This is a genomic window from Neorhizobium descurainiae (assembly GCF_051400715.1).
Lineage (GTDB): Bacteria > Pseudomonadota > Alphaproteobacteria > Rhizobiales > Rhizobiaceae > Neorhizobium.
On sequence record NZ_JBLFFK010000016.1, the window covers coordinates 120,871 to 144,494 of the forward strand.

The following is a 23,624-nucleotide window of genomic DNA, read 5'->3' on the forward strand; positions in this document are numbered from 1 at the left end:
CGCAAAGCCATATCTCGGTAATATCAAGTTTCCCGCAAGCGACAGGTCGAGGTTTTCCGATGCCCGATATCCCCACCGTCACCCTGCCCTCCGGCATTTCCGTCCCGGCACTCGGCCTCGGCACCTGGAACATGGGCGAAGACATCAGCAAGGAAGGCATCGAGATAGAAAGCCTGAAGCGCGGCCTCGATCTCGGCATGACGCTGATCGATACGGCGGAAATGTATGCCGAAGGCGGCGCCGAAAAGATCACGGCAGAGGCGATCGCCGGCCGCCGCGACGAGGTGTTTCTGGTCAGCAAGGTCTATCCCTGGAACGCCGGCCGCAAGGGCGTGGTCGAGGCCTGCGACCGCAGTCTGAACCGGCTGAAGACCGACCGGCTGGACCTCTACCTCCTCCACTGGCGCGGCCAGCATCCGCTTGCCGAAACCGTAGCCGGCTTCGAGGAATTGCGCCGCGCCGGCAAGATCGCCGCCTGGGGCGTGTCGAATTTCGACCTCGACGACATGGAAGAGCTGATGGCCGTACCGGAGGGGAAGAACTGCGCGGCCAACCAAGTGCTCTACAATCTCTCCCGCCGCGGCATCGAACACAGCCTCCTGCCCTGGTGCCAGGAACGGAGCATCGCCGTCATGGCCTATTCGCCGATCGAGCAGGGCCGGCTTCTGCGGAATGCAGACCTGATCCGCATCGCCAAGGCTTATCAGGCGACGCCGGCGCAGGTAGCGCTCGCCTTTCTTCTGGAACGCGACGGCGTTATCGCCATTCCGAAATCCGCCAATCCGGATCGCGTCGCCGAAAATGCCGAAGCAGCCGAACTGGGCTTGAGCGACGAGGACTGGAAAGCACTGGACGCCGCCTTCCCTCCGCCGGAGCAAAAACGTCCGCTGGACATGCTCTAATCGAGATCGAGCCTCTTGCGCTCCGCGACGAGCGTATCGATCGCCCGGAAGACATCGATGTCTTCCCAGGTGGAGGTATCGCGGTAGGAGGGATAAAGGCCGAACGTCGCGGCGGCGAGATGATCGACGCTCGGCCGCGCCAGCCTCCTCGGCAAAGCTTCTCTCGACGCCTCGCCCAGCCGGTCGTCGGTCAGTCCCCATCCCGAATAGAAGGGCGCGCCGTAACAGCGCACGGGAATGCCCCTGAGCAGCGCATCGAGGCCGAACTGGCTCGACACGGTCCAGACCTCGTCCACCGCGGCCAGAACCGAGGCGACCGAAACGGCATCCGCAAGCAGGATCACGCCAGGCGTCTCCGCCGCCTTCTCGGTGAGATATCCCTTGCGGAACCCGGCCATCACGTCCGGATGGGTGCGCACCACGCATTGCGCACCGCTCGAGACCGCATCCTCGAGCATCCGCGCAAAACTCTCGGGCGACCCGCCCGACATGGGCACGGAGACGTCGCCGAACACCTGGTCGACCAGCAAGATCCGCCGCCGCGTCGTGCGATCGAGCCTGGGTTCGCGATGCGGGAGATTGTTGTATTTCGAAAGCCTGTTCCGGACGAGCGCCTCACGGATATTCGCCCCGAGGCCCGCCACGCCCATCCCGACCGAGCCGGCGATCAAACGCTCCAACCGGGAGGCCTTCGACGCATCGACAGGCATGCCGAGATCGTCGACGATGATGGAAATCGGCAGGGTGTTCTCCTTGCCGAGACCGACCGACCTCAGGTAGCCGTCTTCGAGATACCAGTAGGGCAGCCTTCTGAACCAGGCTATCCGCCGGGCCAGCTTGGCGGTGGATCGCCCGCCCCAGAAAACAATCCCCTTGACGCCAGGCGCGAAGGCCGACTCCAGTTCGCGAAGCCCGAAATAATGCCTCAGCCAGGGCGCCGATCGCGTAACGTAATGGGTGGCGCCGAGGCGCATGCGGATGGGCGGGTACCAATCTTTCGTCAAGCGTGTCCTAGCCTCGCCAACCGATGCGCCGGTCCGAAGGTTTCTTACATCCCCTGCGGGCCGCGGTTCATCGCGGCAATCCCCGTGCGGCAGACTTCGATCAGCCCGAGCGGTTTCATGATTGCCACGAACTGGTCGATCTTGGACGATTTCCCGGTGATTTCGAAGATGAAATGTTCCACCGTCGCATCGACCACCTTAGCCTGGAAGGCATCCGCCAGCCGCAGCGTCTCGGCGCGGCGCTCACCCTGGCCGACCACCTTCACCAGCGCCACCTCGCGCTCGATCGGACGCTCCTGCCCGAGTTCGCGGGCCCGCACGGTCAAGTCCAGGACCCGGTGGACCGGTACGATCCGCTCGAGCTGCGCCTTGATCTGTTCAAGAACGGTCGGCGTGCCGTTGGTCACGATGGTGATGCGCGAAAGATGCGCCTCGTGCTCCGTCTCCGAAACCGTGAGACTTTCGATATTGTAGCCGCGGCCGGAAAATAGGCCGATCACACGGGCAAGCACGCCCGGCTCGTTGTTGACGAGGACCGAAAGCGTATGGCTTTCGGCTTTCGCCGTTTCCGGTGCGATGAAATAGGCCGATCCCGTCGGCTGTTGATGCGCATTCATGGTATTGGGTCCATTTCCTCAGAATTTTGTTTAAAAGTGACGGCCCGTTTCTCAAACGAGCTGCCGTCCTTTCGCGTCGATCGCGCTGGCAACCGCCTCGTCGGTCGCCTCGTCCGGCAGCAGCATCTCGTTATGCGCCTTGCCCGAGGGGATCATCGGGAAGCAGTTCGCGAGGTTCGCCACCCGGCAGTCGAAGATCACCGGCTTCTTCACCGCGATCATCTCCTCGATCTTCTGGTCGAGTTCCTTCGGATCGTCGCAATACATGCCGACCGCGCCATAGGCTTCAGCGAGCTTGACGAAATCGGGCATCGCCTCCGTATAGGAATTCGACAGCCGGTTGCCGTGCAAGAGCTGCTGCCACTGGCGAACCATGCCCATGTACTGGTTGTTGAGAATGAAGATCTTGACCGGCAGATTGTACTGGATCGCCGTCGACATTTCCTGGATGCACATCTGGATCGAGGCGTCGCCCGCGACGTCGATGACGAGCGAATCCGGATGCGCGACCTGCACGCCGATCGCCGCCGGGAAACCGTACCCCATGGTACCGAGGCCGCCGGACGTCATCCAGCGGTTCGGTTCCTCGAATTCGAGGAACTGCGCCGCCCACATCTGATGCTGGCCGACTTCCGTCGTGATGTATGTATCGTGGCCCTTGGTCAGTTCGTAGAGACGCTGCAGCGCATATTGCGGCATGATGACGTCGTTGGAATTCTTGTAGGAGAAGGATTTGCGGGCCCGCCAGCGGGCGATGTTCTGCCACCAGTCCGCGGCCTGTTCCTTGGCCGGCTTGTGAGGCAGCGCCCGCCACAGGCGGACCATGTCTTCCAGAACGCTCCCGACATCGCCGAGGATCGGAATATCCACATGGACGTTCTTGTTGATCGAGGACGGATCGATGTCGATGTGGATTTTTCGCGAGTTGGGCGAAAACGCATTGATGCGGCCGGTAATGCGGTCGTCGAAGCGCGCGCCGATGCAGACCATCACGTCGCAGTCGTGCATTGCCATGTTCGCCTCGTAGGAGCCGTGCATGCCGAGCATGCCGAGCCAGTTCTTGCCCGAGGCCGGATAGGCGCCGAGACCCATCAGCGTCGAGGTGATCGGAAAATCGGTGAGCTGGACCAGCTCGCGCAGCAGCCGCGCAGCTTCCGGGCCGGAATTGATGACGCCGCCGCCGGTATAGAGGATCGGCCGGCGGGCCGAGGCCATCAGCTCGACGGCTGCCTGGATGGCGCCGAGATCGCCCTGCGTCTTCGGCTGATAGCTGATATTGGCGGCGATGTCGGGCTTGGGCGTATAGGTGCCGGTCGCGAACTGGATGTCCTTCGGAATGTCGACGACGACAGGCCCCGGGCGGCCGGTCTGGGCGATGCGGAAGGCTTCGTGGATGATGGCAGCGAGCTCGTTGACGTCCTTGACCAGCCAGTTGTGCTTGGTGCAGGGCCGGGTGATGCCGACCGTATCGCATTCCTGGAAGGCGTCGGAACCGATCAGCGTCGTCGGAACCTGGCCGGAAAGGCAGACGAGCGGAATGGAATCCATCAGCGCGTCCTGCAGCGGCGTGACGGCATTGGTGGCGCCGGGCCCTGACGTCACCAGCATGACGCCGACCTTGCCGGTGGAGCGGGCATAGCCTTCGGCGGCATGGCCGGCGCCCTGCTCGTGGCGGACGAGGATATGCTGGATCTCGTCCTGCTGGAAAATCTCGTCGTAGATCGGCAGAACCGCGCCGCCCGGATATCCGAAGATATGTTCGACGCCGTTGTCCCTCAGCGCCTTCAGAACGATCTCCGCGCCAGTCATGCGGTTATCTGGCGTCTGATTGTTGCTGTCCGTCATTGTCTTGGTCCATTTCGCTGCTGGATTTTTACCGGCGGCTCCTCCGAGCCGGATTGAAGGCATAAAAAAAGGCCCCTTTTGAGGAGCCTGTCTTTCCGCGCATGGGTGGCTGTCGCCGGATGGTTACACCATCCTGCCCATGCGCGTTCCCACCACAATAAGAGCGATCAAGATTTTCATGGCGCGAAGTGTTAGCCAGATAAATGGCATTCGTCAACGCCGCTCTGCACCAAAAAATGTCATCGCCCGATTTTGAGCTGCCGTATTCGTCCTGCCGGCGCCGCCTCCCTTACACGAGTTGTTAAGTCCCCGGGAGATATAGTTGCCCTGTTTGGAGGGTAGCGACCTGACGGATGAGCCATGACCCGATCCGCCACCCCAATGACAGGGGCTTGAAGCTTGCTGAACAATGACCTCCATCGCTCCGTTTCCGCCGGAGAGCAGGATCGCCGCGATCTCCAGAAACCCGGCAACCGCATGCTGGGCCGCGTCGTTGCCTGCAACGGTTCCCATGCGACCATTTCCGCCATCGCCGAAAACGGCGAGACCGACCTGACGGAACTCTGGTCCGTCGGCCGGCTGATCTCGATCAGCGTCGGCGAAAACCGCGTCGTTGCGCTCGCCTATGCGATGAAGACCGGCGACGGCAATTGGGGCGAAGGCGAGAACACCGGTTTCCACATCGAGGTTGAGCTGCTCGGAGAAGTGCGCAAAGGGCTCGACGGGCGTGACGAATTCTCCCGCGGCATCTCGCGCTATCCCTATCTCGGCGCCGTCGCGCACCGCATCCGCGCCGCCGATCTGCTGCGCATCTACGATACCGGCAAGAGCGATACCTGCGTCATCGGCAAATTGACCCAGGACGAGGCTATCGACGCGACCATTCATATTCCCTCGATGCTGTCGAAGCATTTCGCCATCGTCGGTTCGACGGGGGTCGGCAAGTCGACTGCCGTCTCATTGCTGCTTCACAAGGCCATCGAGGCCGATCCGAAGCTGCGCGTGCTGATCCTCGATCCGCATAACGAGTTCGCCGCTGCGTTTCCGGACCATGCCGTCGTCATCGACACCGAGACGCTCGACCTGCCCTTCTGGCTGATGCGGCTTGAAGAATTCGCCGAGGTCGTCTTCCGCGGCCGCCCAGCCGTGTCGGAGGAACTGGATATCCTGCGCGACCTCATCCCGGAGGCGAAGCGCGCCTTCCGCGGCGGCGATTCGTCCCTTATGCGGCGCGCGACCGAAAAGAGTTCGATAACGGCCGACACGCCGGTGCCCTACCGCATGGCGGATCTGCTCGCATCCATCGACGAACGCATCGGCCGTCTGGAAGGTCGGGGCGAAAAGCCCTTCCTGCGCTCGCTCAAGATGCGCATCACGTCGGCGATCAACGATCCGCGCTATCACTTCATGTTCTCCAACAACACGATCAACGATACGATCACGGAGACGATCGCGCATATCTTCCGCATCCCCGGCGACGACAGGCCGATCTCCACGTTCCAGCTTGCCGGCATTCCGTCGGAAGTGGTGAATTCGATCGCCTCGATCCTCTGCCGCATGGCCTTCGAGCTCGCGCTTTGGAGCAATGGCGCCATTCACACGCTGGTCGTCTGCGAAGAGGCGCACCGCTATGTGCCCGCCGACCCCGATCTCGGCTTCTTCCCGACCCGCCAGGCGATCTCGCGCATCGCCAAGGAAGGGCGCAAATACGGGGTCTCGCTCGGCGTCATCACCCAGCGCCCGGGGGAGCTCGACCAGACCATCCTCTCGCAATGCTCGACCCTGTTCGCCATGCGGCTTTCCAACGATCGCGACCAGGAAATCATCAAGTCGGCGATCCCGAATTCGTCGATCTCGACCACCAGCTTTCTCTCCTCGATCGGCAACGGCGAGGCGATCGCCTTCGGCGAGGCGATCGCGGTGCCGATGCGCATGAAATTCGCCCGTGTCGAGAAGAAATATCTGCCGAAAGCCAACGGCGCCGCCGTCAAAGGCTCGGAAGACACGCCGGACACGGTCGACCTGCGCACCGTCGTGGCGCGCATGCGCGCCGTCAGCGGACCGGATATTTCCGCCTTCCAGCAGAGCTATAGCGCTGCCAATCCGGTCTTTGCCGACAATACCCTTGTGGGGGAAGAGACGGATGACGAATTCCCGCCGGCAAGCGATACGGAACTCGAACGGTGGGAGCGAGAACTCCGCGCGAACGGCCATGTGACGGCGAATCCGGCGTCCGCACGACAGGATACACAACCGGAACCCTATCGACCGGACATGCTGCCGCGCCCGCCGATCTCCGAATCTCTGCTGCCACCGCGCCCGGACCGGTTCGCGGACCTGCGCCGGGAACGGCCGGCCGACACCCCGCAGCCGGCCTTCCAGCGTCCATCCTTCCCCGAAGGCGCGCCGCGTCCCGGTTCCCTGCTCCGCCGCGAAGGCTCGCTCCGCGACAGCCTGTTGAAGAAACCGCTCGGCAGCCTCTACGACAAGGATTAGCCGACGCGTTGCCAGCTCTCGTCCATCTGGTTGCGAAACCAGGTCATCTGCCGCTTGGCATATTGGCGGGTCAGCGCCGAGCCGCGCTCGACGACCTCCCCCCGGCTGATGCGGCCTTCGAGCATGTCGGCGATCTGCGCCACGCCGATCGCCTTCATCACCGGCAGGTCAGGCGCCGGATGGAGCGCAAGGAGCGCCCTCACCTCGTCCACCGCGCCGCTCTCCAGCATCTTTTCGAAACGCCGGTCGATGCGTTCGTGCAGTATCTTCCGGTCCGGCAGGACGACGAGCTTTTTCGCACGCGCGGGATCGATCACCATCGGCCCCTGTTTGCCCTGAAAGTCGGCGATCGAGCGCCCCGTCTCTTCGAGCACTTCCAGCGCCCTGACGATCCTCTGCCCGTCCTTCGGCTCAAGGCCCCCGGCAACCGGCGCATCGCGCCGGAAAAGCTCCGCATGCAGTGCTTCCGGCCCCTCCTCCTTGAGCCGCAGCCGCACCCGGCACCGGATATCCTGGGAAATCTCCGGCATGTCGGACAGGCCGCCGGTGAGCGCCTTGAAATAAAGCCCCGTTCCGCCGACGAAGACCGGGAGGCGGCCTTCCGCGCGAAGTCTCGGCAACAGGCCCTGGACGTCCCGCAACCATTCGCCGGTCGAATAGGCGCGCGTTGCCGGCACGTGGCCGTAAAGAAGATGCGGCACGCCTTCCATTTCGTCATCTGAAGGCCGTGCCGTCAGAACCCGCAGCGTATCGTAGACCTGCATGCTGTCGGCGTTGACGACGACGCCGTTTCTCTCCTGCGCCAGACGAAGCGCAAGCGCCGACTTGCCGCTCGCCGTCGGCCCGGTTATCAGGATCGCGTCCACATCGTCGATAAGGTCGGTCATCATATGGCTTTCGTTGCCACGCTCATTGCCCATCCGTCAAATCCTGTTCTGAACGCCAGGCTCGGAGAACAAGCGGCGGAAGCCGTAAAAGCCTCCGGCCTCTACTGGCTGGCCGACGGCATCGCCTGCGATATCGCACTGCGCGACGACGCGGATGTCAGGGCTGCCGAAGCCAATCTCGCCGCCGTCATTGCCGATGCGCCGATCGATCTCGTGGTGCAGGAGGCGGAAACGCGGCGGAAGAAATTCCTGATCGCCGACATGGATTCGACCATGATCGGCCAGGAATGCATCGACGAGCTGGCCGATGTCGTCGGCCTGAAGGACAAGGTCGCGGCGATCACGGCGCGTGCGATGAACGGCGAGATCGCCTTCGAGCCGGCGCTCAGGGAACGCGTGGCGCTGCTGAGAGGCCTGCCGATCACCGTGGTCGACGACGTCATCGCCAAGCGCATCACGCTGACCTCCGGCGGCCCGGAACTGATCGCCACCATGAAGGCCAGGGGTGACTACACCGCCCTCGTCTCGGGCGGCTTCACGGTCTTCACCAGCCGCATCGCCGAAAAACTGGGGTTCGACGAGAACCAGGCGAACATCCTGATCGAAAAGGACGGCATCCTGACCGGCGAGGTGGCCGAACCCATTCTCGGCAAGCAGGCCAAGGTGGATGCGCTTCTCGCGATCGCCGAAAAGCTCGGCATCTCGCCGGAGGATGCGATCGCCGTCGGCGACGGCGCCAACGATCTCGGCATGCTCGGCATCGCCGGTTCGGGCGTCGCCCTGCACGCCAAGCCGACTGTCGCGGCCCAGGCGAAGATGCGCATCGACCACGGCGACCTCACCGCCCTCCTCTACATCCAGGGCTATCGCAAGACGGATTTCGTGGCCGCCTAGCCACATCCTCCGCGATTGACAGGTTTTTGTTAAAACTGCATCTTCTGTGCATTGAAAATCATTGCAAAAATGGTATATTCAATGACATGGAAAATGGAGTTTCTGAGTGATCGCGTCAGGACGGAGCTTGAAGCATTTCCCAAGGATATCGTCGCCAGCTTTCTTCGCATTGTAAAACTGATTGAGCTGGAAGGGCCGGCTAAGGTCCACGAGCCTTACGTGAAGCATTTGGAAGGCCCGGTCTGGGAAATGCGAATGCGTGGTCGGGATGGGATAGCACGGGCAGCTTATGTAACGGCCTCCGGACATCGAATCGTTGTTCTGCATGTCTTTCAGAAAAAGACGCAAAAGACACCCAGACGCGAAATCGAAATTGCCCTGAGACGGGCGAAGGATGTGAGATGACGAAAAAGAGCCTTTTGGTAAGCGAGGCAGCAAAGGAATGGTTCAAGGACCCCGAGTTCGTTGCTGCCTATGACGCCCTCGAAGAGGAATTCGCTCTGGCGGAGGCACTGATCAAGGCACGCGCCCAAGCTTCCATGACACAGGAAGACGTCGCCAAGGCCATGGGCACCACGCAGGCGGCGATCGCCCGGCTGGAAAGCGGCCGCTCCATGCCGTCGACGCGCACTCTCCAGCGCTTTGCGGACGCGACCGGCACAAAACTCCGCATCCGTTTTGAAAAGCCGAAATCGCCCTCACGAGCTTCAAAGGCAAGCTGAAAGCCCCCGGCATGATCATCCTCGAAACCGAACGCCTGCGGCTCCGTGACTGGCTCGACAGCGACCGCGACCTGTTTCGGGAGATCAATTCCGATCCGAAGGTGATGGAGTTCTTTCCGTTCCGGCGGACCCATGAGGAAGCGGATGCCTTTCTGGCGAGGCTCAATGGCACGATCATCGAGACGGGGCTCGGCTTCTACGCGCTGGAGCTCAAGGAAACGCACGAGCCCCTGGGCTTCTGCGGCCTGTCGCTCGCCAACATGCCGGATGTCTTCCCGCCCGAGACGGTGGAGATCGGCTGGCGGCTCGCCACCCGCTTCTGGGGCAACGGCTACGTGACGGAAGCCGCCCGCGCGCTCCTCGACTTCGCCTTCGGCGAAAAGCACCTCGATGCAGTCGTATCCTTCGCGGTCACCGACAACCACCGTTCGACGGCGGTCATGAAGCGCCTCGGCCTGCATCGCGTCGCCAGCCTCGACTTCGACCATCCGCGCGTGCCGGACACGCATCCGCATCTGAAGCCCCATGTCGTCTATGCCGTGACCCGGGACGAATGGCTGCGCCAGAAGCAGAAAGCCGGGCGCAGCGGATAGAGTTACTCTAGCGGCAGCGCCACGAAGCGCAGGTTGCCGGCGGGATCGGCGATCATCACATGCGCATTGCGGCGGCCTTCCGACTTCAGCATGTTGATCCGCTTCACCACGTCCTCGGGGCTTTCCACGAAATCCTGCGCCACTTCGACGACGACTTCGCCGACCTTCAATCCTTTCTGGGCGGCGGGCGAATTGGGCTCGACGGCGGTGATCACCACGCCTTCGACGCTCTCGGCGATGCTGAAGCTCTTGCGGCGCTCCTCGTCGAGCGCGGCGAGCGTCATGCCGAAAGTCGGGGCCGGCCCCTGGTCCGCCCCTTGATCCGTCTGGCCCTGCCGATCGCCGGGCGCGCCATTGTCCGGCGTCATGTCCTCGCCCTGATCTTCCGGCAGCACCGGCTGGCCGGCATCCTCCTGCGGCTCGGCGCTGTCTTCCAGCCTGCCGAGCGGCACCTTGACGGTCTGCTCCTTGCCGTCGCGCAGGATCACCACGTCGACTTCCTTGCCGACCGGGCTTTCCGCCACGATGCGCGGCAGGTCCCGCATCTCGTTGACCGGCTGGCCGTCGAAGGTCAGGATCACGTCGCCGGCCTTGATCTCGCCGTTCTTGATCGGACCGTCGGTGACGACGCCGGAAACCAGGGCGCCCCGCGCCCGGTCGAGCCCGAGGCTCGCCGCCACGTCGTCGGTGACGGGCTGGATGCGCACGCCGAGCCAGCCGCGGCGCGTCTCCCCGAATTCGATCAACTGATGCACGATGTTTTCGGCAAGCTCCGTCGGCACGGCGAAACCGATGCCGATCGAGCCGCCCGAGGGCGAGATGATCGCCGTGTTGATGCCGATGACCTCGCCGCGCATGTTGAACAGCGGACCGCCGGAATTGCCCTTGTTGATCGCCGCATCCGTCTGGATGAAGTTGTCATAGGGCCCGGCATTGATGTTGCGGCCGCGCGCCGAGATGATGCCCAACGTCACCGATCCGCCGAGGCCGAACGGGTTGCCGATCGCCATCACCCAGTCGCCGATGCGCATGCGGCGTGAATCGCCGAACCGCACGGCCTTCAGCGGCGTCTTCGGCTCCACCTTCAGCACGGAAAGATCCGTCTTGGTATCGGTGCCGACCAGCGTCGCCTTGAGCTTCGAACCGTTCGGGAAGATCACCTCGATGTCGTCGGCCCCCTCGATCACGTGATTGTTGGTGACCACGAAGCCCGAAGGGTCGATCACGAAACCGGAGCCGAGCGAGGAAACCTTCTGGTTGCCGTTCTGGTTGCCCGGGCTGTCGAAGAAATCCTCGAAGAATTCCTGGAAGGGCGACCCCTCCTGGATCTGCGGCTGCGGCCCGGCGCCCTGGTCCTTGACGCTCTGGGAGGTGGAAATATTGACCACCGCATCGAGCAGGCCTTCGGCGAGATCGGCGATCGAGCCCGGCCCTGCGGGGTTCACCGGGCCGGGCGGAGGCGGCGGATTGAGGTTCGGAGACGGCGTCGGCGGCGCCGGCAGCATGGCGCCCGGAGGGTTGGCAGTGGGTGGATTGGCGTTCTGCCCGGGAACGGGCGGTGCCGGGGTCTGGGCGATCGCCTGCAAGGGTCCCGCCAGCACGGCCAAGGCCGCCGTCAGCGTGACGCAGCGCTTGAGGGACGATCGAACCGAATGGGCCATCTGGCATCCTCGCTGTTGGATTTTCCGTCGCCCAAGGAGCGGCGCTCACCCGGGCAGGTTATTGGAGCCTTTGAATCGGGCGGAGTTTCGGCAGAGCATAAGGCGGAATGAGGACGGGGGAAATTACCTTTTCGTGAGATTGCGCCATCGCTCCGCCCGGCAATGTGCGCCTCCCAAAATGGCGGGGGCGGCTTTTCACCGCCCCGACCCCGTATCGATCAGTTTGCAGGTGCCGCCGGCGCAGCCGGCGGCGCGGCAGGTGCCGCCGCCCGAGGCGCCGTTCCATCCGACGAATTGAAGAAACGGAAGAATTCCGAATCCGGCGTGAGCACCATGGTCGTACCGTTGTCGGAAAGCGAGGAGACATAGGCCCGCATCGACCGGTAGAACTCGAAGAAGCTCGGATCCCGCTGGAAGGCTTCGCCGAAGATCCTGTTGCGCTCGGCATCGCCCTCACCGCGCATGATTTCCGAATCCCGCTGCGCTTCGGAGACGAGCTCGACCACCTGACGGTCCGCTATGGCGCGCCGCCGCTGGCCTTGTTCGTTGCCGCGTGCGCGGATCAGCTCCGCTTCCGCAAGGCGTTCGGCCCGCATGCGCTGGAAGGTCTGCGCCGACACTTCCTGCGTCAGGTCGGTCCGGCGGATGCGCACGTCGCGGATCGCAAGGCCGAGCGTTTCGGCTGCCGTGTTCAGGTCCGCATGCACTTCCTGCATCATCGAGGCGCGCTCGTCGGAAAGCGCCGCATCGAAGTTCCTCAGGCCGTAGACCCGGCGAAGCGCCGCATCGAGACGGGTGCGAAGACGGGATTCGGCGGCCTCGCGGTCGCCCGACACGGTCTCGCGGAAGCGCCGCGGATCGTTGATCGAATAGACGACGAAGGCGTCGACCTCATAGAAGGCGCCGCCGCGCACCTGCACGCGGATGTTGTCGAGATCGAAGCGCAGCGCCCGGTCCTCGACATACTGGACCCGGTCGGCATCCATGAAGCCGAAGGGCAGCTTGAAATAGATGCCCGGCTCGCGCTTCACGTCCTGGATCTGACCGAAGCGGACGACGATCGCCTGTTCACGCTCGTTGACGACGAAGACCGAGGAATAGACCAGCAGAAGGACGACGGCGAGGCCGATCAGGATTGCCGGAAGTCGATTGGAGTTCATCGCGCGGCTCCTCCCTGCTGGATCGTCTGCTGCCGGTTGATCTCGTTGAGCGGCAGGTAGGGAACCACGCCCTGCTTGTCATCCAGGATGATCGTGTTTGAATTCTTCAACACCGCTTCCATGGTTTCGAGGAAGATGCGCCGGCGCGTGACTTCGGGCGCATTGGCATATTCGTTATAGATGGAGACGAAACGTTGCGCCTCGCCCTGCGCCTCGTTGACGACGCGATCCTTGTAGGCGGATGCCTCTTCGCGGACCTGGGCGGCCTGACCGCGCGCCTGGCCGAGTTTCTGGTTGGCGTATTGGTTCGCCTCTTCGACGAAGCGGTCTTCGTCCTGTTCGGCGCGCTGCACCTCTTCGAAGGCGTCGGCCACTTCACGGGGCGGCGCGGCGTCCTCGATCGGCACGGCGTTGATGGAGATGCCGGAGCCGTAAGTGTCCATCGTGCCCTGGATGATGTTGCGGACTTCGGTCGAAATGCCTTCGCGGTTGTCGCGGAAGATGTCCTGGGCCGGACGGCGGCCGACGACCTCGCGCATGGCGCTTTCGGAAACCTGCTGCAGCGTCGAGGCCGGGCTTTCCAGGTTGAAGAGATAGGCCTTCGGATCGGTGACGGTGAACAGCACAGAGAATTGCACGTTGACGATGTTCTGATCGCCGGTCAGCATCCAGCCGGCATTGGAGTTCGAACCCCGTGCCGCGCCGATATTCTGCTGCTGTTCCGTGACCTTGACGATCTCGACGGATTCGAGCGGCCAGAAGTGGAAATGCAGGCCCGGCATGGAGATTTCCTCCTTCGGGCGGCCGAAGCGCAGCTCGACGCCGCGCTCGTCCGGCTGCACGGTGTAGATCGACTGGAAGGCCAGGAAGGCCAGGATCACCGCGAACACGATCACGAAGGCGCCGCCGTTGAAGCCGCCGGGCATGACGCCGCGCAGCCGGTCCTGGCTGCGCCGGATGATGTCTTCGAGGTCGGGCGGACCACCGCTGCCACTGCCTCCGCCGCCGCGCGGGCGGTTCGGTCCCTGCCCCCAGGGTCCCTGATTGTTACCGCCACCGCCGCCCCAAGGGCCGCCGCCGCCACCATTCTGATTGCTCCAGGGCATCAAAACCTCTTTGTTCGTATCGCTCCCAGGCCTCGACCTTGCCGTGTGTCGGCGGTCCTGCCATTGCCCGTTATAGGTATGAGGCGGCCTGCTTTCAACGCAGCTTCAATAACTTCCCGTTGTTCGGTAACGAAATGTTTCAGTTTGTCGCGGCTCGGCGGACATAAGTGGCAAAACGGGTCGGATAGCTGTCCTTCTCGCCCGCCGGGACGGCGACTTCTTCGACCTTCTCGAAGACGGCCGGATCGATCGCCGGAAAGAAGGTGTCGCCATCGGTGATTTCGGTTTCGACATGGGTGATGCGCAGCATGTCGGCGATCTTGATCGCTTGGGCGTAGATCTCGCCGCCGCCGAGCACATAGATCTCGTCGGCGCCGGTCTCGACCGCCTTCAGCCTCGCGATCTCCACCGCTTCGGTGAGCGACGCAGCCACGTCGGCGCCATCGTCATCGAAATCGGAATTGCGGGTGACGATCACGTGCGGACGCCCCGGCAGCGGTCTCCCACCGAAGCTGTCGAAGGTCTTGCGCCCCACGATGACCGGCTTGCCAAGCGTCAGCGCCTTGAACCGCCTGAGATCGGTCGAAAGCCTCCAGGGCATGTCGCCTTCGCGGCCGATGACGCCGTTTTGCGAGACCGCGGCGATGATGACGAGGTGCGGGGATTGAACACTTGTCAATTTACTTCCACCGCTGAAAAAGCTGACCAAGACGCGGAAGCTCCTGATAAAAATCCTCCGCATCGCCCTGCCCGGGAGGCACACGGCTGATCGCAAAGAACGGCCAGAACGACATGACAGCTGCATGGAATTTTTCGCGGACGACATCTTCGGCGATATCGCCCGCCAGCACGCGATCAGCCAAACTTTCCAAGAAAGCAAAGATTTTCATTATGTCTGAACTTGCTGCCTGAAACTCCTCACTTCTCGGATCACTGTCCATGTTCCGGATTTTTGCCCTCGCACCTCTCAGCTCCTCATCCCAGATCTGCAGATAGGTTTCAAAAGAAGCATGAGAAATGGTTTCAGGCTCGCGCGCTTCTGCTTGCCTGAAAGCGCTTCGCATCTGATTGCATGCGGCGCCAAGAGCCGCCACCAAGCGACCATCACTCCGTTCGTCGTTGTAAGTCAGCGATACCATCCCGAGAAGATCGGTTGGAAGATGAAGAGTTTGAATATTACGGGGTTTGACAAGAAAACAGCTTTCCAGGCCCAACCTGCCGATAAAGAGTCCGAGTTCGAAAACGACATTATCGCGTACCGCTGAAAACTTTCCACCACGCATTTCGACGAGATCATCGGGGGTGAACACAAAGACCGCAAAATCAAATTCGCGGAGAGCCGATACAAGCTTGCTGAGGACAATGCTGCTCGGGCCGAAAACACCCTGATTCCAAACCGTCACCTCAGCGTCATAATCCAAGTTTTCCTGGATGGCATAAGCGACTTGCAATCCTTCCGTCGAAGAGCCGATAAAGACCCGCGGCAGCCTTGGGCTCATTTAGCGACCGCCGCCTTGATATGCGCGTCAGCCTCGTAGCCTTCGAGCGAAAAATCCTCATAAGCGAAGGAGAAGATGTCCTTCACGGCCGGATTGATGCGCATTTTCGGCAGGGGCTTCGGCGTGCGGGTGAGTTGCAGCCGCGCCTGTTCGAAATGGTCGGAATAGATATGCGTGTCGCCGAGCGTGTGGACGAAATCGCCGAGCTTCAGCCCGGTCACCTGCGCCACCATCATGGTGAGCAGCGCGTAGGACGCGATGTTGAACGGCACGCCGAGAAAAACGTCGCCGGAGCGCTGGTAGAGCTGGCAGGAAAGCTTGCCCTCGGCCACGTAGAACTGGAACAGGCAATGGCAGGGCGGCAGGGCCATCTCGTCCACAAGCGCCGGGTTCCAGGCCGAAACGATGTGCCGGCGGGAGTTGGGGTTGACCTTCAATCCCTCGATCACCTGGGCGATCTGGTCGATATGGCGGCCGTCCGGCGCCGGCCAGGAGCGCCACTGCGCCCCGTAGACGGGACCGAGATCGCCGTTCTCGTCGGCCCATTCGTCCCAGATCGAGATGCCGTTTTCCTTGAGATAGGCGATGTTGGTGTCGCCCTTCAGGAACCAGAGCAGTTCGTGGATGATCGATTTCAGATGCAGCTTCTTGGTCGTGAGGACCGGAAACCCTTCGTTGAGGTCGAAGCGCATCTGGTAGCCGAAGACCGACCGCGTGCCCTTGCCGGTGCGATCGCCGCGGTCGATACCGGTTTCCATCACATGCCGGAGAAGGTCGAGATATTGTTTCATGGGTCAGGCCGCCGATTCCATAATCACGGAATTACATAATAGCACATGACGGCCCGACCAATCTCCTCCCTCGGCTTTCCCCGGGATTTTACCGGAAGCGCTCAGAGCGCATCGAGCTTGCCGAGTTCCTTTGCGACCAGATAGTAGAAGGTCACGCGCGACTTGCTGCGATCGGCGGCCATGGCCTTGGCGGCCGCGTTGACCGCCTTGTCTGCCGCTTCGCCGTTGATGCCGAGCTTCTTGCCGCACCAGTTGGCCTTGACCCGTTCGAGCTCCTTCTCGTCGCTCGCCGCGACATTGGCCGAATCCCGGTTGCGCAGGGCGATCCCGAGATGCTTGACGATCTTGCCCACCACCGCCTCGTCGGCGGCGCCGTCATACTTCTTCACATCATCAAAATATTCGCTCATGTCCCTCTCCTCTAAAAAGGCGCCCATTTCAGAGACCCCTAACAAATGTTGTTGTAGAAGCGATTGCGAATATTATGCAACCCCTTTTCATGTACGCGGGAAAATCCTATATGAGGGATGCCGGACACCCGTCCGGCTATGGCAATAAACGGTCGGTGCAATAAACCTATTGGACCCGGGGGCGGTACCCGGCGCCTCCACCACAAACCGGTCGGTCGATGGGGACCGGCTTCTGATGGGGGCGAAATAGGATCGACAAGGGTGTAAAGATCGAACTTTTGCTCGGCATGATACCACCGTTATCGGGTCAAAAAGTGTAGTTGCAAACGACAACAACGCTAAGGAATACGCTCTCGCTGCCTAATGGCGGTGCGGGAATTCCGCTCTCAAGTCCTCAGGGTTAGCACCTTGAGGCGGGGTCCGAAGGCACCTGGCAACAGAAGCCTTCACCTTCGCTCCCCAGTCGAATACTATGGAACTGACTCGGATCGTGAGCGGGGCTTTCCCGTATCCGGTCGGCATGGCATAACGCGTCTGACTAAAAGACGAGAGAATGGGAAAGACAGGACCGTATGGGGCAGGATCATATCCGTTACGATATTCTGGCGCAGGACGCGCTGCGCGGCGTCATCCGTAAGGTTTTGTCCGAGGTCGCGGCAACCGGCCGCCTGCCCGGCGACCACCATTTCTTCATCACTTTCCTGACCGGTGCGCCCGGCGTGCGCATTTCGCAGCACCTGAAGGCGAAATATCCCGAACAGATGACCATCGTCGTCCAGCACCAGTTCTGGGACCTCAAGGTCACCGAGACGCAGTTCGAGGTCGGGCTATCCTTCTCCGACACGCCGGAACGCCTGGTCGTGCCCTTCAACACGATCCGCGGCTTTTATGACCCGTCCGTGAATTTCGAGCTCGAATTCGAAGTGCCGCTTTCCGACGAGGACGACAACACCTCCGCCGAGATCACCGCCATTCCGGTCGAGGCCGTCTCGAAGCCTGCGGAAGCCGAAGCCAAGGCGAAGACCGACGAGGAAAAGAAGCCCGGTTCGGTGGTTTCCCTCGATTCCTTCCGCAAGAAGCAATAGCGCGGAGGCGCTATCCCCATGAGCGCCGAGATCGTCAACCTGCGCCAGTTCCGCAAGGGAAAAACCCGGCTCGAAAGAGAAAAGGAAGCGGAACAGAACCGAATCACTTTCGGCCGCAGCAAGGCGGAAAAGTCGCTCACCAAAGCGCGCAACGAAAAAGCCGACAAGGCGCTCGATCAGGGCCGGCTGGAAAATCCCCGTAAGGACTGACTTTCGGAAACCCCGTTAACCTTCCGTTAGCCAAGCCTGGACCGGCCAGCTTGACGGGGAAGGCGCGGCAGTTTGAATAAGCGCGCATTTGTTCCGACGGTCCCGGAGAGCTTCGTGATTCGTAAACATTCGGCGACGCTTCACGGTCATCGCACCAGTTTTTCCCTCGAAGACGAATTCTGGCTCGAACTGAAGGCGATCGCCGTTCAACGCGGCATCAGCCTTGCAAACCTGATCGCGGAAATCGACGATCAGCGAGGGCCTGGCAGCAATCTCTCCTCGGCGCTGCGCGTCCATGTGCTGATCTGGCTCAAGAAGAAGGTAGCCTGAGTTCCGGACCGGCATGCCGGAAATCAGCGCTGGACGCCCGGCAGGTTCGGTGCCTCCGGCGGAAGGATTTCCGGCAAGGTCTGGCGCAAGGCGCCTTCGGTGGGCGGCACGATCAGCTGCGGCTCGCTGTTGCTCTGCCGCTGGCGTTCCTCCTGCGCTGCGCGGGCCGCAGCCTGCTGCCGCTGGCGCTCTGCTTCGGCCGCGGCCTGCCGGGCCCGTTCCTCGGCTTCCGCCTTCTCGCGTGCCGCCTGCCGTTCGGCGGCCTGGAAATTATAGAGCGCCACTTCGCGGCGCAGGCGCTGTTTCTCCAGCACGCTCGCCTGCAGCGTCTCGACGCGCCGCCGCTCCTGTTCGAATGCACGCTGCGATAGGAAATTGGTCATGGCCGCGATGTCGATATGTTTCGTGGGCGCGGCAAGGTCGCCCGAATAGTCGAGGCGGATGGTCGGATCGCCGCCGGCAAGCCCCTCTTCCCCGGCATCGTAGGTGATGGCGAGGCCGGCGCTCATGCCGTCCTCCAGGAGATCGAAGCGGCCCTCCCCCAGAAATTTCGTCGTGCCGGCGGCAGCAGCGATATTCTGGGCCCGAGCCTCGCCCGCCGTGATGGTGAGGGGAATGGTCACGTCGCCGATATCGACGCCGCCCCGATGCACCAGGCCGGCGACGAGCGGCCGGACCTTGTTTTCCGTCACCTCGCCGCTGAGCTTGTCCACCTCGGCCATCAGCGGCCTCAGCGCGTTCGCATTGATGCCGCTGACGGTCAGGCCCTTCAATCGCAGTTCGGCCGAGCCGCTGGCCGCGCCGAGCAGTTCGGCAAGATTCCGGCCGGTCGATTCGGCGGAGAGATCGAAATCCAGCTTTCCGCCGGCGACCGGCTTGCCTTGCGCCTCCCAGACAAGCGGCGCGAGATCGGCATTCTCCGCCGAGAGCCGCGTCTGCAGAAGCCCGCTGCCGTCGCCGTTCGACATCATGACGCGGCCGGTCAGCCTTCCGCCCTGCCAATTGCCTCCGGCATTCTCGATGGTGATGCCGCCGCTGCGATGGGTGATCCGGGCGGAAAAATCCTTGACGTCCCCGACCACGCCGGTGCGGAAGAGGCCCGCGTGGACGTCGAGAGCGACATCCGTGTCGCCGAAGATCGGGGAGCCGAACGGTTTTGAGGAAAAAGCGCCGGTATCAGGATCGCTGACGGAGCCGAAAACCGCCTCGCCAAGCCAGGCGAGGTCGAGCGCATCGACCGTGAGCGAACCGGAGGCCGGCAGGCCCGGCGCCTTCCGGTCGATGGCGATCTCGCCGCCGAAATCGTTGTCCGCAACGGCGCCGTCAAGGCCCGCGATCCTGACCGCGTCCTGTGTCATGCCGACGTCCGCGTCGAGCGTCACCGGCAGGCCGGTTCCGAACTGCGGCAGGCCGATGCCGTTCATCAGCAGATAGGGCTCCAGATCGGCACTTTTCAGCGTCACGTGGCCGCTGCCCTCGCCGAACCCTTCGTTCCGGATGTTCACGTCGCCGTTCGCATCGAAGGAGGTCCTGTCGGTCGCAAACGAGAGCTCGGCTTTCGCCGACCCTTCGGAACCCTGCTCGATACTGAGCTGAAGCCGTCCCGCCCCGTCTCCGTCGAATGGCAGCGGATCGAACCCCGCCTGGCCGAGGAGAACCCGTGCCTCGGGATTCTCAAGCGATGCGTCGAGCGTCATGCCGGTGCCGCCCGTCAGGTCGAGCAGGCCGGGAAGCTTGAGGTCGCCGTCCACCGTGCTGTTATTCGATTTGCCCTTGAGCGCGATCTCCACCCCGCCGGTGTCTCCATCGACCGTGAGGTCGGCGGAAAGGTCGGTATTCGCAAACCAGGCCGCGTTGCCGGCAAGCCGCCGCAGCACCGGATGGGGCGGCAGCCGGTCGCGCAGCATGGCAAGGAATGCCGCCGGATCGGTGGACCGGAAGCTCAAGGTTCCGGTGCCGGCATAGGAGAGCAGCGAGCCTTCCACCCTGCCCTTTGCGGCGATCGTCGCCCCCTCCAGATTGCCGATCGCCAGCCGCTCCAGCGAGAGCACGCCGCCGGCCATGGTGAAGGCGGTATCGACATCGTCGGCTCCCACGCCGAAAGCCGTGAACCGGTCGGCCTTCAGCGTCGCCGCAACCCGGTGATCGAGCACGTCCTGCCCCGCATCGTCTCCCGTGAACAGCGAAGCCAGAGCCCGCATGGCGTCGATATCGATCTCGTTGCCGACAAGGCTCACCGAAAGGTCCGGCACGTGGCCCTGCTGCGACTGGCGCTCCAGCCTGCCCTTCAGCGTCGCCGGCCCGATCGCCAGTTCGAGACTTTCGAAGCGCTGCAGCTCCGGCGTCAGGTCGACCTTGGCCGAAAAGCCGGCGGAGCGAAGCTGGCGGATTTCGGGCGCGACGCTTCCCGACAGCCAGTCCGCCAGGCCGGACGGCTGGTTGGAAGCGACCAGCATATCGCCGACGAAGGAGATCCGATCGCGCAGCACGAGGCTGCCCTTGGCTTCGAGCTGGGTGCGGCCCGGCAAAGTCGCCACCACGTTGTCGACCGTCCAGCCGCGCCCGGCGGGGCGGACATCGAGCCGGATGTCGCGTATGGTCGTGTCGTTCACGACGATCGCCGGCAGTTTCAGGCTGGCGCGGCCCGGCACCTGCGGGATCGGGATCGATGCCGCCATCTGAATGAAATTGTTGATGCGGCGTTGTGCCGACACGACGGGATCGCGGCCTGTCTTCGCCTGGACGCCTTCGCCGATCCGGTTCACGTCGATCTGCTGGCCGTCGGCCGTCAGCAGGAATTCCGGCTTCTCGCCGGTATCCAGCGTCGCCTCGCCGGTCACGACATAGGGATTGTCGGTCTCGCCGATCTCCAGCCGGTATTCCGGGATGCGGATGCGTTCGTTGGTGAGTTCGAAGCCGCCCTTCATCCGCGGTCCCGGAGGCGGCGGCGTGACGGGCTCGGTCTCGTCCTCCTCCTGCAGGACAGCGAGGGAGAAATTGCCGTTATAGGCCGGCTTGTTGTCGGCGAGCGTCAGCTCGCCGTCGAGGTTGAGTTCGACCGGCTGCGCATCCGGCCAGAGCCTCAGCCGCAAAGGCATGCGCCTGGCATCGCTATCGGCCGTGCCGCTCGCGAGGCTGAACCTCGCCTCGTGGCCGTCGAGCGCCGCATTGCCCTCGCCCCGCCAGGGACCGCGCAGCGACGCGGCGGAAAAATCGGCCGAAAGGCCGGTGATCTGCCGCGACTGGCCGGATTGTTCGTCGATCAGGTCGATCTCGCCGCCGCTGACGTGGATGTCTTCGATGACGACGGTGCGTGCGGGGATCGCCGCCCTGCTGCCGCGCATCCAGTCGAGCGTGCCGTCCTGCAGCAGCCGGATGCGCGCCTTCGGCTCCTCGATGCGCATGTCGAAGATACGGGCCTCGCCGGACAGGAAAGGCGCAAGCTCCATATCCATGGAAAAGCGCGCCACCTGCACCAGCGGCTGGCCGTCGGTATCCGTACCGACCCTCACGTCATGGAGCGTGACGGAGGGAAACGGCAGTATACGCGCATCGACAGCACCGTGGACGGAAACTTTCTTGCCGAGGATGCGGCTTGCCTGTTCCTCGAACCCGACGCGGAAACTGGACCAGTCGACGAAGAACGGCGCGAGCAGCGCCGTGAACAGCGCCACCACCACCAATCCGCCCAATGCCAACAGGATGCGTCCAAGCACCGTTTCCGTCTCCTTGGATACTGCTAACAGACTAGTTCCATCGCGTCCCGAGGCAAGTCAAGCTTCAGGGAGTATCTTATTCGGCGCTACGGAAGATCTTGCCCGGATTGAAGATACCGTCGGGATCGAGGCTCCTCTTGACGGCGCGCATCAGATCGACGGCGCCGCCCAGCTCCTCTTCGAGAAAGGCCATCTTCCCCTGCCCTATGCCGTGTTCGCCGGTGCAGGTGCCGTCCATGGCAAGCGCCCGCCGGTTGAGACGCCCGATGAAGGCCTCGACCTTGCCGACCGAATCCGGATCCTTGCCGTCGAAAAGCACCAGCACGTGGAAATTGCCGTCGCCGGCGTGTCCGACGATCGGCGCAAGCAGCCCTTCGCCGACGATATCGGCCTGCGTCTCGGCGACGCATTCGGCAAGCCTTGAGATCGGCACGCAGACGTCGGTCGAGAGCCCGTCGAGCTCCGGCGCCAGCGCTCGGCTCGCCCAATAGGCATTGTGCCGCGCGTTCCAGAGCTTCGCGCGCTCCTCCGCATTGGCGGTCCAGAGGAATTCGTCGCCGCCGCATTCGGCCGCGATCTCGGCAAACTGCGCCGATTGCAGCGCCACCGTCTCCTCCGTGCCGTGGAATTCGAGGAAGAGCGTCGGCTTTTCCGGATAGGAGAGTTTCGAATAGGCATTGCAGGCCCGCATCTGCACGTCGTCGAGGAGCTCGATGCGGGCGACGGGAATGCCCATCTGGATGGTCATGATGACGGCATCGCAGGCGGCCTTGATCGTCGGAAAGGCGCAGACCCCGCCGCCGATCTTTTCCGGGATGCCCTGGAGGCGCAGCGTGATCGAGGTGATGACGCCGAGCGTGCCTTCCGAGCCGACGAAGAGCCGGGTGAGATCGTAGCCGGCCGACGACTTCTTGGCGCGCCGCGCGGTGCGGATCTCCTCGCCGTCGGCGGTGACGACGGTGAGCGACAGAACATTGTCCTTCATCGTGCCGTAACGCACCGCGTTGGTGCCGGAAGCGCGCGTCGCCGTCATGCCGCCGATCGAGGCGTTGGCGCCCGGATCGATCGGGAAGAACAGGCCGGTGTCGCGCAGTTCCCGGTTGAGTTCCTCGCGGGTGATGCCCGGCTCTACCGTAACGTCAAGATCGGCGGGGCTGATGCGAAGCACCTTGTTCATCCGGCTGAAATCGATGGAGATTCCCCCTGAAGGCGCGTTGACCTGGCCTTCCAGCGAGGATCCGGTCCCGAAGGGAATGACCGGCACGCGATGGGCGGCGCAGGCCTTCACCACCGTCTTCACGTCATCGGCACTTTCGGCGAAGACGACCCCGTCCGGAAGCTGGGCCGGCAGATAGGTGGTCGTATGCGCGTGCTGCTCGCGAAAGGACAGGCCGGCCTGGAAACGCTCGCCGAAGGACTGTTTCAGGATGCCGAGAACCGTCCTGATGCCCTCTTCGTTGCGAGGGCCCGCCTTCACGTCCCTGACTGCCATCACCATTCTCCTCATGATACTGCGGAAATTGGTTAGGCGACGGGTCGGGCTTTGTCCAGAAATAACAACAGCCCCGGGTTCAACCTCGGGACGGAGTCCACCCTTGGTGATCTTTGGAATTTTCGTTTCGGACGGGGCGCTGAAAGCTGCCTCTTAGGTTAGTTTAGTATGTGACACCTCTCAGCGCCCCGTTCGGCGGTTTTT

At 62.9% G+C, this 23,624-nt stretch carries 22 protein-coding genes and 1 other RNA gene; 10 read left to right on the top strand and 13 right to left on the bottom strand.

The window, feature by feature from the left end; translation table 11 throughout:
* The first annotated feature begins 59 nt into the window (after positions 1 to 59).
* Positions 60 to 902, top strand: a complete 843-nt coding sequence (locus ACMGE0_RS23700) for an aldo/keto reductase (protein WP_436818354.1) — start codon at positions 60 to 62, stop codon at positions 900 to 902.
* Here the strand turns inward: ACMGE0_RS23700 and ACMGE0_RS23705 are convergent.
* Genes ACMGE0_RS23705 through ACMGE0_RS23715 form a run of 3 tightly spaced genes read right to left on the bottom strand, consistent with a single transcriptional unit; the run spans position 899 to position 4,368 of the window.
* Positions 899 to 1,906, bottom strand: a complete 1,008-nt coding sequence (locus ACMGE0_RS23705; RefSeq protein WP_436818355.1) for a capsular polysaccharide export protein, LipB/KpsS family — start codon at positions 1,904 to 1,906, stop codon at positions 899 to 901. The two genes, ACMGE0_RS23700 and ACMGE0_RS23705, sit on opposite strands and share 4 nt — an antisense overlap.
* A gap of 44 nt (positions 1,907 to 1,950) precedes the next feature.
* Complete coding sequence (gene ilvN, locus ACMGE0_RS23710) at positions 1,951 to 2,523, bottom strand: acetolactate synthase small subunit (protein ID WP_436818356.1); 573 nt, start codon at positions 2,521 to 2,523, stop codon at positions 1,951 to 1,953.
* Positions 2,524 to 2,574: 51 nt separating this feature from the next.
* Positions 2,575 to 4,368, bottom strand: a complete 1,794-nt coding sequence (locus tag ACMGE0_RS23715; RefSeq protein ID WP_436818357.1) for an acetolactate synthase 3 large subunit — start codon at positions 4,366 to 4,368, stop codon at positions 2,575 to 2,577.
* A gap of 399 nt (positions 4,369 to 4,767) precedes the next feature.
* Here ACMGE0_RS23715 and ACMGE0_RS23720 point away from each other — a divergent pair, with 399 nt between their 5' ends.
* A complete protein-coding gene (locus tag ACMGE0_RS23720; RefSeq protein WP_436818358.1) occupies positions 4,768 to 6,864 on the top strand; it encodes an ATP-binding protein in 2,097 nt (698 codons plus the stop codon).
* On the opposite strand, the gene miaA is transcribed toward ACMGE0_RS23720, so the two are convergent.
* Positions 6,861 to 7,754, bottom strand: a complete 894-nt coding sequence (miaA, locus tag ACMGE0_RS23725) for a tRNA (adenosine(37)-N6)-dimethylallyltransferase MiaA (protein ID WP_436818359.1) — start codon at positions 7,752 to 7,754, stop codon at positions 6,861 to 6,863. The genes ACMGE0_RS23720 and miaA overlap by 4 nt on opposite strands.
* Between miaA and serB the strand changes: the two genes are divergently transcribed.
* The 4 genes from serB to ACMGE0_RS23745 all read left to right on the top strand — a co-directional run bounded on the left by serB (position 7,755) and on the right by ACMGE0_RS23745 (position 9,960).
* Entirely contained in the window at positions 7,755 to 8,645 is an 891-nt protein-coding gene (gene serB / locus ACMGE0_RS23730) for a phosphoserine phosphatase SerB (protein ID WP_436818360.1), read from the top strand.
* A gap of 93 nt (positions 8,646 to 8,738) precedes the next feature.
* Entirely contained in the window at positions 8,739 to 9,050 is a 312-nt protein-coding gene (locus ACMGE0_RS23735; protein WP_436818361.1) for a type II toxin-antitoxin system RelE/ParE family toxin, read from the top strand.
* Entirely contained in the window at positions 9,047 to 9,367 is a 321-nt protein-coding gene (locus ACMGE0_RS23740) for a helix-turn-helix domain-containing protein (protein WP_436818362.1), read from the top strand. The genes ACMGE0_RS23735 and ACMGE0_RS23740 overlap by 4 nt, the downstream gene beginning before the upstream one ends.
* 11 nt (positions 9,368 to 9,378) lie before the next feature.
* A complete protein-coding gene (locus ACMGE0_RS23745; protein ID WP_436818363.1) occupies positions 9,379 to 9,960 on the top strand; it encodes a GNAT family N-acetyltransferase in 582 nt (193 codons plus the stop codon).
* Positions 9,961 to 9,962: 2 nt separating this feature from the next.
* On the opposite strand, the gene ACMGE0_RS23750 is transcribed toward ACMGE0_RS23745, so the two are convergent.
* From ACMGE0_RS23750 to ACMGE0_RS23780, 7 genes are all read right to left on the bottom strand, one after another.
* Entirely contained in the window at positions 9,963 to 11,621 is a 1,659-nt protein-coding gene (locus tag ACMGE0_RS23750) for a Do family serine endopeptidase (RefSeq protein ID WP_436818364.1), read from the bottom strand.
* Between the two features lie 218 nt (positions 11,622 to 11,839).
* Positions 11,840 to 12,781 carry a protease modulator HflC gene (gene hflC, locus ACMGE0_RS23755; RefSeq protein ID WP_436818365.1) on the bottom strand — a complete coding sequence of 314 codons (942 nt, stop codon included), beginning with the start codon at positions 12,779 to 12,781 and terminating at the stop codon, positions 11,840 to 11,842.
* On the bottom strand, positions 12,778 to 13,887 hold the full coding sequence (gene hflK, locus ACMGE0_RS23760; RefSeq protein ID WP_436818366.1) for an FtsH protease activity modulator HflK: 1,110 nt from the start codon (positions 13,885 to 13,887) through the stop codon (positions 12,778 to 12,780). The genes hflC and hflK overlap by 4 nt, the downstream gene beginning before the upstream one ends.
* A gap of 139 nt (positions 13,888 to 14,026) precedes the next feature.
* A complete protein-coding gene (locus ACMGE0_RS23765) occupies positions 14,027 to 14,566 on the bottom strand; it encodes a dihydrofolate reductase (protein ID WP_436818367.1) in 540 nt (179 codons plus the stop codon).
* 1 nt (position 14,567) lies between these two features.
* Positions 14,568 to 15,386, bottom strand: coding sequence for a nucleotide-binding protein (locus tag ACMGE0_RS23770; RefSeq protein WP_436818368.1), 819 nt, complete (start codon positions 15,384 to 15,386; stop codon positions 14,568 to 14,570).
* Positions 15,383 to 16,177 (bottom strand): thymidylate synthase, encoded by a 795-nt coding sequence (locus tag ACMGE0_RS23775; protein WP_436818369.1) that lies wholly within the window; start codon positions 16,175 to 16,177, stop codon positions 15,383 to 15,385. The genes ACMGE0_RS23770 and ACMGE0_RS23775 overlap by 4 nt, the downstream gene beginning before the upstream one ends.
* A 101-nt stretch (positions 16,178 to 16,278) precedes the next feature.
* Positions 16,279 to 16,587 carry a DUF2853 family protein gene (locus ACMGE0_RS23780; protein WP_436818370.1) on the bottom strand — a complete coding sequence of 103 codons (309 nt, stop codon included), beginning with the start codon at positions 16,585 to 16,587 and terminating at the stop codon, positions 16,279 to 16,281.
* Between the two features lie 80 nt (positions 16,588 to 16,667).
* Here ACMGE0_RS23780 and ssrA point away from each other — a divergent pair.
* The 4 genes from ssrA to ACMGE0_RS23800 all read left to right on the top strand — a co-directional run bounded on the left by ssrA (position 16,668) and on the right by ACMGE0_RS23800 (position 18,212).
* Positions 16,668 to 17,038, top strand: a transfer-messenger RNA (tmRNA) gene (gene ssrA, locus ACMGE0_RS23785).
* 121 nt (positions 17,039 to 17,159) lie between these two features.
* Entirely contained in the window at positions 17,160 to 17,672 is a 513-nt protein-coding gene (locus ACMGE0_RS23790) for an SspB family protein (protein WP_436818371.1), read from the top strand.
* A gap of 18 nt (positions 17,673 to 17,690) precedes the next feature.
* Positions 17,691 to 17,882, top strand: coding sequence for a DUF4169 family protein (locus tag ACMGE0_RS23795; protein ID WP_436818372.1), 192 nt, complete (start codon positions 17,691 to 17,693; stop codon positions 17,880 to 17,882).
* Positions 17,883 to 17,996: 114 nt separating this feature from the next.
* Complete coding sequence (locus ACMGE0_RS23800) at positions 17,997 to 18,212, top strand: ribbon-helix-helix domain-containing protein (protein WP_436818373.1); 216 nt, start codon at positions 17,997 to 17,999, stop codon at positions 18,210 to 18,212.
* Positions 18,213 to 18,235: 23 nt separating this feature from the next.
* On the opposite strand, the gene ACMGE0_RS23805 is transcribed toward ACMGE0_RS23800, so the two are convergent.
* Both ACMGE0_RS23805 and ACMGE0_RS23810 read right to left on the bottom strand, forming a co-directional pair.
* Positions 18,236 to 21,928 carry an AsmA family protein gene (locus tag ACMGE0_RS23805; protein ID WP_436818374.1) on the bottom strand — a complete coding sequence of 1,231 codons (3,693 nt, stop codon included), beginning with the start codon at positions 21,926 to 21,928 and terminating at the stop codon, positions 18,236 to 18,238.
* 76 nt (positions 21,929 to 22,004) lie between these two features.
* The gene (locus tag ACMGE0_RS23810) at positions 22,005 to 23,420 is read right to left on the bottom strand and encodes an FAD-binding oxidoreductase (RefSeq protein ID WP_436818375.1); all 1,416 of its coding nucleotides are present in this window, start codon (positions 23,418 to 23,420) and stop codon (positions 22,005 to 22,007) included.
* Positions 23,421 to 23,624 lie beyond the last annotated feature (204 nt).